15 protein-coding genes, 1 pseudogene and 1 other annotated feature are annotated in these 16202 nt (G+C 33.9%); of the genes and pseudogenes, 4 read left to right on the forward strand and 12 right to left on the reverse strand.

Features of this window, described 5'->3' with window-relative positions; genetic code table 11:
- Positions 1-56: 56 nt before the first annotated feature.
- The 12 genes and pseudogenes from rpmA to ACFWDE_RS01225 all read right to left on the reverse strand — a co-directional run.
- Complete coding sequence (gene rpmA / locus ACFWDE_RS01170; protein ID WP_000944957.1) at positions 57-347, reverse strand: 50S ribosomal protein L27; 291 nt, start codon at positions 345-347, stop codon at positions 57-59.
- A 3-nt stretch (positions 348-350) separates the two neighbouring features.
- Positions 351-695, reverse strand: coding sequence for a ribosomal-processing cysteine protease Prp (locus tag ACFWDE_RS01175; RefSeq protein ID WP_002008596.1), 345 nt, complete (start codon positions 693-695; stop codon positions 351-353).
- Positions 696-706: 11 nt separating this feature from the next.
- On the reverse strand, positions 707-1015 hold the full coding sequence (gene rplU / locus ACFWDE_RS01180) for a 50S ribosomal protein L21 (protein WP_000270907.1): 309 nt from the start codon (positions 1013-1015) through the stop codon (positions 707-709).
- Between the two features lie 14 nt (positions 1016-1029).
- Positions 1030-1108 (reverse strand) — a sequence feature (ribosomal protein L21 leader region).
- A gap of 77 nt (positions 1109-1185) precedes the next feature.
- A complete protein-coding gene (locus ACFWDE_RS01185) occupies positions 1186-2595 on the reverse strand; it encodes an Rne/Rng family ribonuclease (RefSeq protein WP_377889466.1) in 1410 nt (469 codons plus the stop codon).
- Between the two features lie 42 nt (positions 2596-2637).
- Positions 2638-3498, reverse strand: coding sequence for a M50 family metallopeptidase (locus ACFWDE_RS01190; protein ID WP_377889468.1), 861 nt, complete (start codon positions 3496-3498; stop codon positions 2638-2640).
- On the reverse strand, positions 3491-4237 hold the full coding sequence (spoIVFA, locus tag ACFWDE_RS01195; RefSeq protein WP_002145591.1) for a stage IV sporulation protein SpoIVFA: 747 nt from the start codon (positions 4235-4237) through the stop codon (positions 3491-3493). Before spoIVFA ends, ACFWDE_RS01190 begins: the two co-directional genes overlap by 8 nt.
- A 134-nt stretch (positions 4238-4371) precedes the next feature.
- A complete protein-coding gene (minD, locus tag ACFWDE_RS01200; protein WP_000503308.1) occupies positions 4372-5169 on the reverse strand; it encodes a septum site-determining protein MinD in 798 nt (265 codons plus the stop codon).
- A 2-nt stretch (positions 5170-5171) separates the two neighbouring features.
- Positions 5172-5858: a septum site-determining protein MinC gene (minC, locus tag ACFWDE_RS01205; protein ID WP_002112042.1), complete on the reverse strand. Its 687-nt coding sequence runs from the start codon at positions 5856-5858 to the stop codon at positions 5172-5174.
- 35 nt (positions 5859-5893) lie between these two features.
- Complete coding sequence (gene mreD / locus ACFWDE_RS01210; RefSeq protein ID WP_002145590.1) at positions 5894-6439, reverse strand: rod shape-determining protein MreD; 546 nt, start codon at positions 6437-6439, stop codon at positions 5894-5896.
- A 14-nt stretch (positions 6440-6453) separates the two neighbouring features.
- Positions 6454-7305, reverse strand: coding sequence for a rod shape-determining protein MreC (gene mreC / locus ACFWDE_RS01215; protein ID WP_002145588.1), 852 nt, complete (start codon positions 7303-7305; stop codon positions 6454-6456).
- A 41-nt stretch (positions 7306-7346) separates the two neighbouring features.
- A complete protein-coding gene (gene mreB / locus ACFWDE_RS01220; RefSeq protein ID WP_002015369.1) occupies positions 7347-8366 on the reverse strand; it encodes a cell shape-determining protein MreB in 1020 nt (339 codons plus the stop codon).
- A 158-nt stretch (positions 8367-8524) separates the two neighbouring features.
- A pseudogene (locus ACFWDE_RS01225) lies at positions 8525-8692 on the reverse strand (JAB domain-containing protein); the annotation flags it as partial.
- A gap of 182 nt (positions 8693-8874) precedes the next feature.
- Here ACFWDE_RS01225 and ACFWDE_RS01230 point away from each other — a divergent pair.
- The 4 genes from ACFWDE_RS01230 to ACFWDE_RS01245 are packed head-to-tail and all read left to right on the forward strand — an operon-like array spanning position 8875 to position 15889.
- Entirely contained in the window at positions 8875-10224 is a 1350-nt protein-coding gene (locus ACFWDE_RS01230) for a site-specific integrase (protein WP_341305773.1), read from the forward strand.
- On the forward strand, positions 10199-13474 hold the full coding sequence (locus ACFWDE_RS01235) for a hypothetical protein (protein WP_377889475.1): 3276 nt from the start codon (positions 10199-10201) through the stop codon (positions 13472-13474). The genes ACFWDE_RS01230 and ACFWDE_RS01235 overlap by 26 nt, the downstream gene beginning before the upstream one ends.
- An 8-nt stretch (positions 13475-13482) precedes the next feature.
- Positions 13483-15198 carry a site-specific integrase gene (locus tag ACFWDE_RS01240; RefSeq protein ID WP_377889477.1) on the forward strand — a complete coding sequence of 572 codons (1716 nt, stop codon included), beginning with the start codon at positions 13483-13485 and terminating at the stop codon, positions 15196-15198.
- Positions 15191-15889, forward strand: coding sequence for a hypothetical protein (locus ACFWDE_RS01245; RefSeq protein ID WP_377889479.1), 699 nt, complete (start codon positions 15191-15193; stop codon positions 15887-15889). Before ACFWDE_RS01240 ends, ACFWDE_RS01245 begins: the two co-directional genes overlap by 8 nt.
- The last annotated feature ends 313 nt before the right edge of the window (positions 15890-16202 follow it).

The following is a 16202-nucleotide window of genomic DNA, read 5'->3' on the forward strand; positions in this document are numbered from 1 at the left end:
CCCCTTAATATAGAAAAACTCTAACCTGCACTCAGGTTAGAGTTTTCCGTGAGTTCTTATGCTTCTTGAGCAACAGGATATACGCTCACTTGTTTGCGGTCACGACCAAGACGCTCAAAGCGTACTACGCCGTCAACTTTCGCGTATAAAGTGTCATCGCCACCACGACCAACGTTAACACCTGGATAAATTTTTGTACCGCGTTGACGGTAAAGAATTGAACCACCTGAAACCGTTTGACCATCTGCGCGTTTAGCACCAAGACGTTTTGACTGAGAGTCACGACCGTTCTTTGTACTACCTACACCTTTCTTAGATGCGAAAAACTGAAGATCTAATCTTAACATACGTTACACCTCCTGCACTTTTTCTATTAAACGGATATACTTTCCGTAATCAAGTTCAATCGTCTTAAGTGAAACAACCAATCCTTCTAAAAGTATTTGTGCTTTTTCTGCTGTATGAACGTCTAAATCATTAGGCAATTCATACGTCAAGAATCCGCCATCACTTCCGAGTTCAATAGTTGCCTGCACATTACAAAGTTCTTCCACTGCATTTATAGAACCAAACACAACCGCTGTAGTTCCAGCACAGACAAGATCTTGTCCATGTGGCGCATAATTGGCATGTCCAGTCATTTTAAATGATTGGATACTTCCTAGTTTCGTGCGACTTATCGTAATCTTAATCATCTTAACCAGAATTAAGCGTTGATAGCTTCAACTACTAGCTTAGTGTAAGGTTGACGATGACCTTGTTTCTTACGATTGTTCTTTTTCGCTTTATATTTGAAAACGATGATTTTCTTAGCGCGACCTTGTTTTTCAACTTTCGCAGTAACTGTTGCACCTTCTACAACTGGGCTACCAACTTTCACGTTTTCGCCACCAACGAAAAGAACTTTGTCAAAAGTAACAGTTTCACCAGCTTCAACATCTAATTTTTCAATGTAGATTGCTTGACCAGCTTCAACTTTAATTTGTTTTCCACCTGTTTCGATAATTGCGTACATACTTGCACCTCCTCTTAATTACTAAGACTCGCCAAAAACGAGGTAGACATAAAATGTCTTTAGGGAACCTGTCTTGTGCGGTTGTAGCATATAGCAGTTTAGGTGCTATAAACTATAACATAAAAATATTACCATGACTCATTGACTATTGTCAATGAATGTTCTGCTAACTATTTTTTCCGTTCTACAATTTCTTTCTTACTTCCAAAACGGATAATAGCGTACTTTTCGATAATATCATCTTTGAAATAAATTTCAAATGGAATATTTTTTTGTAATTCTTTTTGTGAAAAATGTTTTTGCAAAATTTTTGGTGCAGCGATTAATACTGCTTCATCTTCTATATTGCCATATGTAATTAACTCTCTCTCTAGCTCATATGCAATTGTTTCATAAGACATAACATACCCCGTCGCTTTACAAGGTACACATTCTTCTAATAATACGTCACGTAACGAATGTTTCTTACGTTTTCGCGTCATCTCTAAAATACCTAACTCTGTAAACCCAAGCACTCTTGTATATGTGCGATCATCTTGCATAGCAGCTATGAGGCGTTCTCTTACCTTCTCTTTATCTTCCCGTCTTTTCATATTAATAAAATCAATTAATATCATCCCACCAATATCACGAAGTCTTAATTGACGAGCAATCTCTTCAGCAGCCATTTCATTTGTGCGAAATACGGTATCTTGTAAATTTTGTTTTCCAGTAAATTTACCTGTATTCACATCAATTACAGTCATCGTCTCCATTTGTTCTACAATTAGATAGGCACCATTTGGTAGCCACACAATTTTTTGAAGTGCTTTCTCGATTTCACGACCTATTCCAAAATGGTTAAACATTGAAGATTTTTCATTATAAAAGGATATTATTTCTTTCCCTACTTTTTCTTCTAATTCTTTTACTATACTTCTCGTATCTACAACTATTTTTTCAATTGTTTCAATTGGGTTCTCCTGAAATACACGATCTAAAAACGTCGCTGGTTGATGAAGTAGTAAGGGCGCCCTCCCTTGATCTTCTTTTCTTTTTAACTCTTCATATAACTGCTGCAACCCTTGCATTTCAGCTTGTATTTCATCGATCGTTCCTTTTTCAGAAGCAGAACGGAAAATGTATCCACCCGTTCCTTCTACTTCAATTCCCAGTAACTGTTGTCTTCTTTTATTATTTTTTATTTTCCGAGAAACAGCGCGCATGTCATCATACGGCATGTAAACGACATATTTTCCGGTAAATTCTATCTTCGCCGTTAATTTTGGCCCCTTCGTATCAATTGCCTCTTTCACAACTTGTACAAGTATCGCCTGCCCTTCATGTATGCGATATGAAGATGGTACATCATCATACGAAAGATATGCATGTTTTTCTAATCCGATATTTACAAAGGCTGCGTTCATTCCTGCAATTGTTCTTACGATACGCCCAACATAAATATGTCCGACAATCTCCTGCTCTTCATTCCGTTTCCATAAAAGCTCGACAATTTTTTGTTTCTCTTCTATCGCAACACGCTTTTCCGAACCAGTGTAGTTAATATATAACGTCTTCAAAATTCTTTCCTCACTTTTCATTTCTTTTCCTTACAATATAAAAGGTTAGTGTCGTCGTCAACACTAACCAATTAATTCTTCAACAGATGAGGTTGTTCGTTTTTCAGCAAAATACGCATACAACAATTCATTTTCGTCCAATGTGTAATGCTCTTTATATTTTCCATGGACGATAATAGAGTGTTTATATCCTCTGCGAAATTTTGTGAAAATCGTATATAAATGATCTTCCGTTTTTACCTCAATAGGTGCTATTTTTTCAATATCTCTTTTATTCCCATAATAACGCTCTAATAAAAAACGCATAAATGCGTACCGTCTTTGTTTCCATTCTTGATATAAAGAAATCGCTAGAAAAACGAGTAATACCCACATCATAATGTTATTACTATTCCAAAGTAACTGCCATCCTAATATTACACTAAAAAAAACACATGACAATTTCATCATCTTTTCATGTGCTTGTAAATAGGGAAAACGATATGATAATACATTAAATAATACTTTTCCACCATCAAGTGGCCAAATAGGCAATAAATTAAACCCTAAAATAATGACATTATTCCATACAAAGAAATGGTACAAATCATCAGTTACCCAGCCCGATTGATACAAAATGTAAGCGGCCGCAATCATCCATATATGCTGAATTGGCCCCGCCATAACGACAATTAATTCTTCTTTTAACGATTTATTCCCATGCTCTTCCATCTCAACTACGCCACCAAACGGCAAAAGCTGAATTTGTTTTATACGCCAATTATAATACGCTGCGGCAAAAGCATGCCCAAGTTCATGAATGAGAACTATACAAAATAACAATAGTAACTCTTTAAAACGCGCCGTAAAAATACCAATGACAATAATAACCCAAAACAACGGATGCACGGAAATTTTCGTGAAAACATCCCTATATTTAATCAAATGAAATCACCTGAATTGGATCAATAAATTTTTCATTCTTTTTTATTGCAAAATAAAATTTGCCATTTTTATTATTTTCATCATTACTCACTATTCCAATTTTTTGTTTCTTTGAAACGTAATCATATAATTTTACTGACATATCATTTAAATTTGCATACCATGACTCCGTGCCATCAGCGTGCTGAATTTGAACTGTATTTCCAAGTTCCTCTTTCTTGCCCGCAAAAACAACTAGCCCTTCATTCACTGACTCAACTGTTGCATTTGTAGCTGTTTGGACAAATACACCTTGACCATTTTTTTGAAAGCCTTGCATCACCTTTCCAGAGGCAGGAATTGCATAATCTTTTTGCTGAATCGTTCCTTCCTTTCTTTCATTAGGCGAATAGAATACGAGAGGTTTTCCAAACTGCTTTTCGTACCATTTCGCTACAGTGGCAAACTGAAACTCCTCTTTCATCACTTTTTCTGTAACAGCTTTAGCACCATCGAAAGAAGAAGGAGCATTCTTATATAAAATAGCAACAGAAAGAACTAATATTGCTGATAGCAAAACTTTGAAGAGAAAAACTTCTTTTCGAAATAGAGGATGAATTTCCTTCTCCCCCTCTTCAATAAAGACCGTTTCGCTATCAAAATCTCCTCCCGCAAAATACCGCTCTTCTTCTAGCAATTCTTGCTCTGCTTTCCTTTTCGCAATCCGCTTTTTAATTTCTTCCACACGTCTATTCTTCATACTGTCTCCTTTCTTTCGTTAGCCTTATTTAATATAGAAACAGTTATATACAGTTTGTACATATGTATGAGTTATAGAAGGAAGATATTCATGCGAAGAAAAAAGAAAGCACTCCGCATTTATGCGAAGTGCTTTTAACGGATTCCAAAGAAATTCTTCATCTTTGTAAATACCGATACTTTCTCTTGTTCAAATGCTTGTAATGGTACATTCTCACCTAACAAGCGTCTTGCAATATTACGATAAGCTATTGCTGCTTTCCCACTAGGTTGCAGTGCTACAGGTTCACCTGTATTCGTAGCACGAATAACTTCATCATCATCCTCGACAACTCCAAGAAGCTCGATTGACAGTGTACGTACGATTTCATCAACGTCTAACATATCCTGTTCATGAAGCATATGACTACGCACACGGTTAATGACAAGTTTCGGTGGTTCAATATCCTCTTTCTCTAAAAGTCCGATAATACGATCCGCATCACGCATTGAGGATACTTCTGGTGTTGTTACAACGATTGCTTTATCCGCACCTGCTACTGCATTTTTAAACCCCTGCTCAATCCCCGCAGGACAATCAATTAATATGTAATCATAATCTTGACGTAATACTTGTATTAATTCATCCATTTGTTCAGGTGTTACCGCCGATTTATCGCTCGTTTGTGCTGCAGGTAATAAATAAAGATCATCAAAACGCTTATCTTTAATAAGAGCCTGAGGTAAACGACAACGCCCTTCAACGACATCAACAAGATCAAATACAATACGATTTTCCAGCCCCATTACTACGTCTAAATTGCGTAAACCGATATCTGTATCAATTAAACATACTTTTTTTCCAGATAACGCAAGGGCTGTACCAATGTTCGCAGACGTTGTAGTTTTACCTACTCCGCCTTTTCCAGATGTAATTACTATTGCCTCTCCCACAGCTATACAATTCCCCTTTCTAACTTTGTTAAATTAGGTCTAAGATGAGTGAGAAGTTGCAGGCGATCGACAACAATGTGATTGTTCTCATTAATGTACGCACATTCTGCCGCCTCTGCTCCGTCTTCTTTCTCTTCCGGAGCCCGCATTGTCACATCACTAATTCGGAGTTGCATAGGGTTCATACTAGATGCAGCAATAACAGCTTCTGAATCTCCATCATACCCCGCGTGTGCAATTCCTCTTAATGATCCCACGACAAAAATATTCCCCCCAGCGATAACCGTTCCGCCTGGATTAACATCTCCAATTAATAATAAATTGCCTTTTACATGTAACACTTGTCCAGAGCGAACAATTTTGGAAATAGGGACAATTTCTGTTTCTTCTTTCCAAGCTATTGCTTCTGCTTTTGTTATAACATCACTTTCGATTGATTCCACAACAAGATTCTTCTTATTGCGAATTAACGTACGAATCTCTTCTTGTTGTACTTCTGTTAAATAGCGATTTCCTACTTTAACACGCACTTCAATTAAAGAACGTCCGTCACCCTCATAGTAATGTGTAGAAAGCTTTTCATCCAATTCTTTTAGTAGTTCGGAGAATGAACAGCAATCATCTAAATGAAGTGTTATTCCATCTTTTGTCCCTTTTATCGTTACATTTTGTTGCTTTTTTTCTTCCACTAAAGTTCACCCCACCGATTCAATTCGACATAAAATTAGAAAATCCTTTTTTCTTTTTCTTCTATCGCTTTTGAAAGACGCACTAAATATCGTCTCAGTGGGAAACAAACTATTAACAAGAAAATTCCATTTAGCAATAAAGTAGCAAGGAGACGATCTGTGAAAAAGACAGATGCTGACATGTGAGTACGTCCTAACAAAGTTAAAAACCCATACACATAATACTCTAATGCTGCAATGCCAGCCAGTACGATAGAAGCGACAATAAATAAATTTAATTGTAATACCTTCATCACACTATAAACTAAATAAGCTAAAATCGGATAAGCAAAAATATATATTCCGACCAGTTCTGTGTATACGGTATCAAATAAGAAACCAAATAATAGTCCGTAGTAAATCCCTTGAATCGGACTATAGTACACTGTAATAAAACATAACACAATTATAAAGAAATGCGGTGCTGCTATACTGCCTTTCCAAAAGACGTCTGTTGGAACAACAGTAGAGAACATATTTTCAAATAAAAAAACAAAAAGGAGCAGAAGAGGAAGAGCTGCTCTTTTTAAAATCGTCATCATCTCTTCTCCCCCTCCTATTCTAACGACGCTGTAGGCATATCACGTTTTGCAACTATAATATGCTCTACATCATTCAAATCAGCGGATGGTTTTACATAAGCTGTTTTTGTTAAACCGTATGGATCTGGCTGAACATCAACAATTTTCCCAATCGCAAGACCTTTTGGGAAGATATCACCAAGTCCAGATGTTACAACTAGTTGATCTTTTTCTACTTTTGCATCAGAGCTAATCTTTGTGAAAAGAAGTAGTTGTTTTTCTTTATCGTAACCTTCAATCAATCCAAAGATATTTTCTTGTCCTTGTACAATAGCAGAAACACGGTTTGTTCGGCTCATAGAACTTAACAACTCTACTGACGATGTAAACTGAGATGCACTTTTTACGCGTCCAACTAAACCTTTCGGAGTTACAACAGCCATATCTTTTTTGATCCCTTGCTGTGCTCCTTTATCAATTGCAACTAAATCGTACCATTTATCGGGATTACGAGAAACCACACTAGCTTGTACTTCCGTATAATCACCACGGGACTTTTCTTTACCAGTTAATTCTCGTAGTTTTTTATTCTCATCCTCTAAATTTTTCACTACTACAGATAAATCTGCGGTAGTATCTAATTTTGCTTTCAGCTTTTTATTCTCTTCATACGTGCGCTTTACATCTTCTACGTTTTCGAAGAATCCGGCAACATAATTCGCTGGCTTTTGGAATACACGTTCTACAACACCGACAGTATCTTTAATAAACTGCTCTGGCCATGTTAAACTATTCCGTTCTTTCAATGAGATTCCAATCAATGCCACGAGAAGAATAATACTAACTAACAAAACAATTAATCTTTTGTTTAAGAAAAACTGTGGCACGTTCACACCCTCTTAATTTCAGTGATTTTTATTTTGCAATATTATCGAGCAGCAGTTTTGAAAAGATCGATATTGTCTAATGCTTTACCCGTTCCAATTGCTACGCAATCTAATGGGTCCTCTGCAACAAGAACTGGCATATTTGTTTCTTCACTAATAACTTTATCTAAGTTACGTAGTAATGCCCCACCACCTGTTAATACGATACCACGGTCCATAATATCCGCTGCTAATTCAGGTGGAGTTTTTTCTAACGTATTTTTAACTGATTCTACAATTGCATCTACTGTATCTTTTAATGCATCTGCAATTTCTTCTGGTTGAATTAGTACTGTTTTTGGTAAACCACTTACTAAATCACGACCGCGAATTTCCATAGGCTCGATACCTTCTGGCTCGCCTGCAGAACCGATTTCTAATTTTAGTGCTTCTGCTGTTCTTTCACCGATCATTAGGTTGTAGCTTTTCTTAATGTACTGAATGATTGAATCGTCCATATCATCACCAGCAACACGAACTGATTGACTTGTTACAATACCACCTAAAGAAATAATTGCAACTTCTGTTGTACCACCACCGATATCAACAACCATACTACCAGTCGGCTCCCAAACAGGTAAGTTTGCACCAATTGCTGCTGCAAATGGCTCTTCGATTGGATAAGCATCACGAGCACCAGCTTGACGAGTCGCATCGATTACCGCCCGTCTTTCTACAGCTGTAATACCAGATGGTACACATACCATTACGTATGGCTTACGTGAGAAGAATCCATTTGATTTTTGAGCTTGTTGAATGTAGTATTTCATCATTATTGCTGTTGTTTCATAATCAGCAATTACACCATCTTTCATAGGGCGAAGTGCCACTACGTTTCCTGGTGTACGACCAATCATTTGTTTTGCATCGCTACCTACCGCCACGATTTGTTTCGTATCAGTTTGTAGTGCTACTACTGAAGGTTCACGTAAAACTACACCTTTTCCTTTCACATATACAAGCGTGTTCGCTGTTCCTAAGTCAATTCCAAGATCGCGAGTAAATCCACCAAATCCAAACATATCATTTATCTTCCCTTCTTATTTTCACGGACTCATTTTTCTTACTTTATATTTATAAAAACAGTACGTTTTTTTATATCTGTATCCTTCTTGTAGATAATTTTCTACAAAAAACTCATAAATCACATTATAAAACAAAATAGGTAAAAAGAATAGTCTTAAATATGACCTTTTTCCTTTAAACTCACGAATTTATGGTCACCTATTATGATATGATCAAGCACTTCAATTCCAATAATTCGACCACATTCTACTAGTCGTTTTGTAACTTCAATATCTTCACGGCTCGGCGCCGGATCTCCTGAGGGATGGTTATGAAGACATATAGGTACAGTTTTGGCCAAAATAAATTTTATCCCTACCTTTATTATATAACTCCATATTTACCAAGGGGGTATAGGTAAAACCATTTCGACCATCCATTTATCCCCAAGGGCAAAATAGTTTACTACGTAGTATTTAATAACCCGTTCAATTAATGTAATATATTTTCAAGGGAGGTATTCAGATGAACAGCAATTTAACAAATTACCGATTTGTCGTCAAAGAAATACCTATAAAGGAAACGATACGAGACATAATTGTTACAAATAGAATTATTGCTATTGGGGTCCAGGATAAACAAACGGGCGTTACAATACCTCATCCACTAACAGACTTTATAAGAATTAAATATGCATACATGGGAAAATCCTTAAACTCACAAACAATACCAGCCTATATCGTTTGTCGTTTTCTGAATTTTATATATTGTGAAATAAAAGAAAGGAACGACATTTTCCTATCACTTCAAAGTGAAGGGATTAGGGGCCTCACCCTTAGTCATGGAAGTAAATATATTTCATACTTAACATTATGTGGACTTAAGCGTTCTACTGTCCTACAGCACGAAGGGATATTAACTAAGTTTTATCTATATTTACAAGAACTAGATTTAATTGACCAACACTTTGAAGTAAAATCAAGAACGGATGCTAATGGTAATCCTATAATTGAATCATTATTTAGACATGCGAGCCTCCAAACTAGATTCCCTTCAAAAGATACCATGAAGAAAAGAACTGCAAAGTTAAAAGATTTCGGTGTAAACAGATACTCTCTTACTGCGCACTTTATTCAAGTAGCACGAAAAGTAGCGCCTGACATTGCCTTTGGTGTTTGCTTACAGTTCTATGGCGGCCTACGAAAAGGAGAAGTTGTAAACATCACTAGAGGAGATATCTTTGCTTCTACAAGAGAAAGTCTATCTGTACAAATTCAGGATAACCGAAATAAATTATTCTCACACTTAAAAGATACAAAAAATGAGTATCCAAAACGATTAAATTACCTTAAAACCCATTTAACTAGACAAAGCGTATTAGATAATGATCTGGTATGGGAAGTGTATGAAGAACATAGAAAGATGCTCGAAATAAAACAAAAGGAAATAAAAAATCCTTTTGCTTTCTTCATTAATAAAGATGGGAACGCCATGTCTGGAAAAGTATACGAAAAAAGATTTAAAAAGATAAAAAAGCATTTTCTTAAATCTTTATTAACAGCCGAACGATATGATGATTACAGGCTATTTAGCGACTCTTACTGGGGGACACATATAGGAAGAGGTATTTTCACAAATTTTTTGATGGATATGGGATTAAGCATTACTCAAATTGCTATCGGGCGTGGTGATAGAAGTATCCACTCCGCAATGGACTATGTAGATGAAAAACTAACAATAGAATCTATAAAAGAAGCAATGGACGAAATTAAAAATATCCCTATTGAACGTATTGGATTTATTGAAGATAATCTTGTTAAAAAAATCTGGAAAGATGGTGTGCTCAAACGTGAAAAAAGATTTGGTTCCTATTAACTCAGTAGCAATTGATCCTGAATTTAAATGCTTGAACATGAGTCGATTCAAATTACAACAACTTGAAAAAGAGGGGTTTATTACTATAAAGAACGAGAACAATACCTCTTTCGTATCAATATTAGAGATAAAAGAATATATAAAAATTGAAAGTGAAATACACGAAAACTACTTATCCATTCATTCATTTATTGAACAAGTATTTCACGTAAAAAAAAATGCGAAAATTACCCACTATAAAGAAGGACTTATTAAAAATAAAGAGCAATTGTTAATTGATTTTAAAGTATTTAGAAACAAAGAGTATATAAAAAAAATTGACATGCTACGTTTTTCAAAAGAATTTATACACAGAGATGATATATTAAAGCAACTTAATCTATCACTACACGATTATCATATGATTTTAAGAAAAACAGATATAAACGAGGTAAAGATAACTATTAAAAACCCATTCATTTCAATCAGTGATTTCAACATACTCAAACAAGCTACTGTAAAATACAATACCAACTCAAATGAATCTACATGGTTGATTGGGGCTAGGGTAGTAAAGGATGTTAAGTATAGTCATGTAGCAAAAAAAGTAGAGACCTTAATCAAGATAGCGCAATTGGGGCATTTTAAGTACTTCTTTGATACCGATAATAAGTTCTTCGTTGAAGAGAAATCCTTCATAAAGTACGCTAAATTAGTAGGTGAACTACAACAACATTATTATAAACTCACCAAAATTACTAGATTATTTGGTATAAAACAATTTAAAATTTCTCAGCTACAAGTTAATTTCATCCCAAATCTTCTTCATATATGTAAATCTATAGGAATCAAATACAAAAAATTCGAAATACCAATTGAGAGGGAGTTTATATTTATTGAACGTACCGGGTTGGATCTGTTCTTTGAAAAATATATTTCAAACAATGACGTAGTACAGGAGTATCAAATAACTCACAGAGACCTTAACCATTGGATTGGAAAAAACAATATAAAAAAATTAACATTTCACTACACATTATCCTATTATTTCAAACAAGATATTGAACACCTATTCGTTCATACTCCCCAGCTTTCACTTAGCAACACCGAACCCAGAGCGCCCTTTAAGATTAATAGCTATTATACATTAAAAGAAGTCAAAGACATTTTAAATGCGAATGATACAGAACTCCAACAAATTCGAAAGGAAGAAAATCTAGATTTCCTTTATTATAAAGACACCACAATATATCTAAAAACAGATATTAACCAATTAAAGCAACTTCAAGAAGAAGCAAAAATAAAATATTGCACTCCACAATACCTTCGAAATAAAGGTTATTCTCAGCATGTTGATAAGTATTTCACTAGGTACAAAACATCTTATTTAATTAAAGTAGCTTTAAATAGCAAAAATCGTCGTAGCTTTGTTTATTTAAAATCCGAAGTAGACGCCTTTATTAAAGAAGATACAATTAAGCAACAAATCGCTCAATTAAACTATAGTAAACCAACTGATTCCTTCTTAACTCAACTAGATATATATGAGCTCACATTCCCTACAAATTGTTGGTATACAAAGAATCAGTGGATGAGCTATTGTATCAATAAATTGAAACTATCTAAGGCACACAAACTAACAGTTGAAGCAAATGTAGCTCAACTAGTAAAGTGTACAAAGCACCTCATTAATTCGCTAGGAAATCAAGAACTCTATCTCAAATCTTCTAAAGAAATTAACCTTTTATTATTTAATGAGCAAATCCCTATTACACATCAGTTTGTTTTATATGCATTTATAAATAGCTATTATCATGAATTAAAAGTTAACAGCTTACCAACGTTCAACTTAAAATTGATAAAAAATCCATATGCCACAAAATCAACAAAGAAAGATAAAGATATTTATGAATATGAACAATACCAACTTTTATTCCATTATACAAATAACATAACATTACACAAAACGAAGGCGATCAATGACGCTATTAATAAAACCCATGACTATAAATACCAAAGGAAGCACAACACATTAAGTAAACATTACGCCTCTTCATGGTTATATATACTAATTCACTTAAACAATGCTTGGCGACACAAAGATGTATGTGAAATCCCCAATGTTGATTTAAAACTAATTCATATAACATCTCTACAACAATTCAAAGATCAAGAATTGAGCATCGAAGATGCTCAAAAGGTTATCAACCAACTTATTGCAAAAGATTTAACCGTCTCAAAAACACAAGTAACTAACCGTTTTTTTTGCTCAAGAGATCTTACAATTTCTTTAGCAACGGCAGTAATTATATGTCAACTTGTAGCAAATGAGTGTTTTCCAATACGTAATCATATTATTGATTTCGGAAATAAACATCAATACTTTACTGAGACGGCTCAAAAAGCTTTCTTTAAAAATTTTAGTGATTCGCAGTTTATTTTTGAAAATAGGAAAATGAATAGAACCTTATTATCATTTATGTATATTTTACTTCTTCAAAAAGGACATGGAGGAGCTGCACTTGAAGTCGCCCAAAGACTACGTGCACATGCAGACTTTGAAACTACTAATATTTATATACACATCCCAGAAAAAGAATTAGATTATTTATCTCGCCAGCTGTTTCAAAGAAAACACTTTGGATATATTACTAACCTTTTTGCCGAAGTACTTTTAGGAGAATCAAATAATCGTGAACAGAGAACACATGAAATTACTGTATTAAATAAAAAATTTAAGGATATTTACCAGATAGAAGCTACATCTGAATTTATTAATAGTGTTCTATCAGAAAAAAAATTAATTGGTGACATGATTTTAAATATGGGAAAGGAAGCTGTCATAGATTATTTATTCAAACTAAATTCTAATGTACTTCCTAGCCGAGAGGAACATATCCAATGCTTAGTATCAGAAACAGGCTGTATCTACCCAGCAAAGAGCTGCAAACAATGTGTATATGCCATCCCTAACTTTTATGTACTTTCCGCAATTACAGAAAGTATTAGTTCCCATTTAAAAAGATTTAAAGAACAATTTGAAAACACTCCCTATAATACTGAGCGGATAAAGTTAGCTAATCTTTTATACATGGAGATGGATATATTACACGATGCTTGTGTTTCATTTGGAAAAGAAGAAGTATTTCAGTTTTTCGAAAAAAAGCAAGAAGGCTATTTTGAGTTATTGGCTTTATTAGATAATCTAGAACTCGAAAAAGACATCGAAGAATATCTCACCTATGTCCCTACAACACAGTACGAATTATAGGAGGATATATGAATATTATTAAACTAGGAATAGATGAAGAGATAATAGAAGCTCTATCAGAATCATCATTTTCTCTACTGACCACCATTGAAGAATCCAAAAGCACATTACAACAATTAAAGAAATTAGACTTATTGATATCTGGTGAATTCGATGATGATTTATGGTTATTGGCAAACCCTAACTCTAAAGGCAGAACACATAAAATTGACTTCAAGGAGTTAAACACACATATGTTTAGTACTGATTTACCAAATGAGTTTAAACTCATAGTTAAGTGTTGGATTTCAGAGTTATTAAATAAATTTAAGATCGCAACCGTAGTCAACCAATATTATCACTTCTTACTAGCATTTAAAGAAACCCATGGCTTCCAAAAAGAAATTGTTAGTCAATTCATAGAATGGTTACATAAACCAATCATTGAAAACAACACTAAAATCTACTTAATAACTTCAATGTTGAATTTTTTTGACTATAGCGACCTTGAGGTTGGAGAGATTTTTATCCCTAAACTTCATGAAGTAAACTCTAAACTTAATTTTATTCATAGTGTTAGGCAACTTCCTCCTTCAAAGGAAATACTGAAATTTTCTTATTACTTAGAAAAACACTTTGAAACAATTAAACAGCTAGAAGCAAAAGGAGGTTTAGATATAACCGTACAAAAAGAAAAAATTTTGTATTACCCCCTTTTAATCTGGTGGAAGCTTACCAATGTTATACCTATAAGAAGCGTAGAATTTGCTGCCATAAAAAGAAATTGCTTATCAGTCAAAAGCAATGAGTACTTCATACATCTTCCAAGAAGAAAGATACAATCAAACAATAAACGCAACATCCAAATACTTGATACTGTCGCTATATCAAAAGATATATATGATCTCATAAACAATTATATTAACGATACTCAATCATATGGTTATTCTAATACCCTAATTTCGTATCCTTCTTTAATATGGACAGATTCATCTAATCGAAGAAAACGCCAGAAAAGGGTTAGTACTGATTTTAATCGTGAGAATCTGCAAAGATTAATTACAAAATTTTATAAAGATGTACTTAATAAAACCTATAATTGTGATATTCCTAAAGAATATCATCTCAGTCCTAATGATACTAGACACCTTGCTTTCGTTTCTCTCATGATGCAAGGAATTTCTCCAGTTGAAATCGCAAGACTCGGTGGACATCAAACAATTAATGCACAATACCACTATTCATCTCATATAGAATATTGGATTGATAGTGAAGTATTTAAATTATTCTCTAAATTTAAATACTTGAAAGAAAATCAACATAAAGGACAGACTACAGATGCTATAAATGCTGCTTTTATCCCGAAAGAAATTCAACTAAAAGCATTCGCTCCTCCTACCTCTTCTTTTCAAGGAAAATTAACAGTAGGTTATTGTACAGACGCCTTACAAAGATGCGAGTCTGAAGAATGTATGCTTTGTTCTCATTGGAGAATTAACACAAAAGAGCTTCTGGAAAAAGAAGAATTAATTAAAGAAATATTGTTTAAAAAAAGAAAGCATATTCATGAACTCTTTTCTTTTATAAAAAATTTACATTCAAATATTTTAAAAGACGAATTGACAAGAATAAACCCTAATATATTAGGACGGCTAAAAGCTACCTCAAAACAAGTTCAAGCTGAGATAAGTAATTTAACAGCGCTACAAACTCTGAATTCAAAAGGGGGCATTTTTGATGAATAAAGTGGGGCGTAAAGTAAAATTAACAGAGACTCAAGTAAAAGAAATAATCTATTTGTATAAAACGGAAAAAAATGTATCAGGTCAGATTAAATATTCGGATATCTATTGTTTTTCTAATTATTTAGTTGAGCAAGGTCGTTTAGATACAAGTACATCAGAATCTTTTTGGAGAAAACAAGGTCGCCTAGGAAGAGAATTAGTAGATGAAGCTAATGCTGTATTTACTCATCGGCTCCCTATTTCAAATGATGCAAAAAAAGCAGTTCCAAACATAGTAGATCTAGTTGATAAAAAATACGCCAATAAAGAGGCTTTAATTAACAGCTTACTTCCATTAGAAAAGCTAATTATTAAGGGAGTACAAAAAGAAAACGAGCTTAAACAAAAAAATGAAGACTATCAAAAGCAACTCTCCATACAAAAAGAGAAATATAACAAATTACAAGAAAAACAAAATCAGATTCAGCTACTTTTATTTGATCTATATCATCACATATTAATAGAGTCTAGTCATAAAACCAAAGGAATGGCTATAAGAGCTATGGAAGAATTATTTACTAGTCCCATTGACTTTTTCAAAGAATTCCAAAAAACTAATCCAGCAAATAATTCATCTAGGAATGTAATTTCGATCAATAGTAATAAAACCGAAAGGAAGTTATCAAATCGATTTAGAGACAAATTTGATTAATTTTTTGTATACTAATTCCACTTTAAATAAAATATTATCATTTTTCACTACATCCTGTAGACTTGAAAGAAAGTTTAATTAAAGCCTAGATAAAAAATTTGATTTCATCATAAAAGAATCCCAATTATAAAGAAAGTACTAAATGGCAGCATAGCTCTTCAGCAAATAATTGTAGTCTACCTTGAAACAAAACATTCATAAAAAACGTTATTCTTTCTAATAATCTTCTTTAGAAAGAATAACGTTTTTTACACTTGAGAGTAGTCAATATCCTTAAGTTGATGGGCATGTATGGGTGATCTAACCACTGTAT

The sequence above is a fragment of the Bacillus sp. NPDC060175 genome, from assembly GCF_042728695.1.
In the GTDB taxonomy this organism is placed as follows: Bacteria; Bacillota; Bacilli; order Bacillales; family Bacillaceae_G; genus Bacillus_A.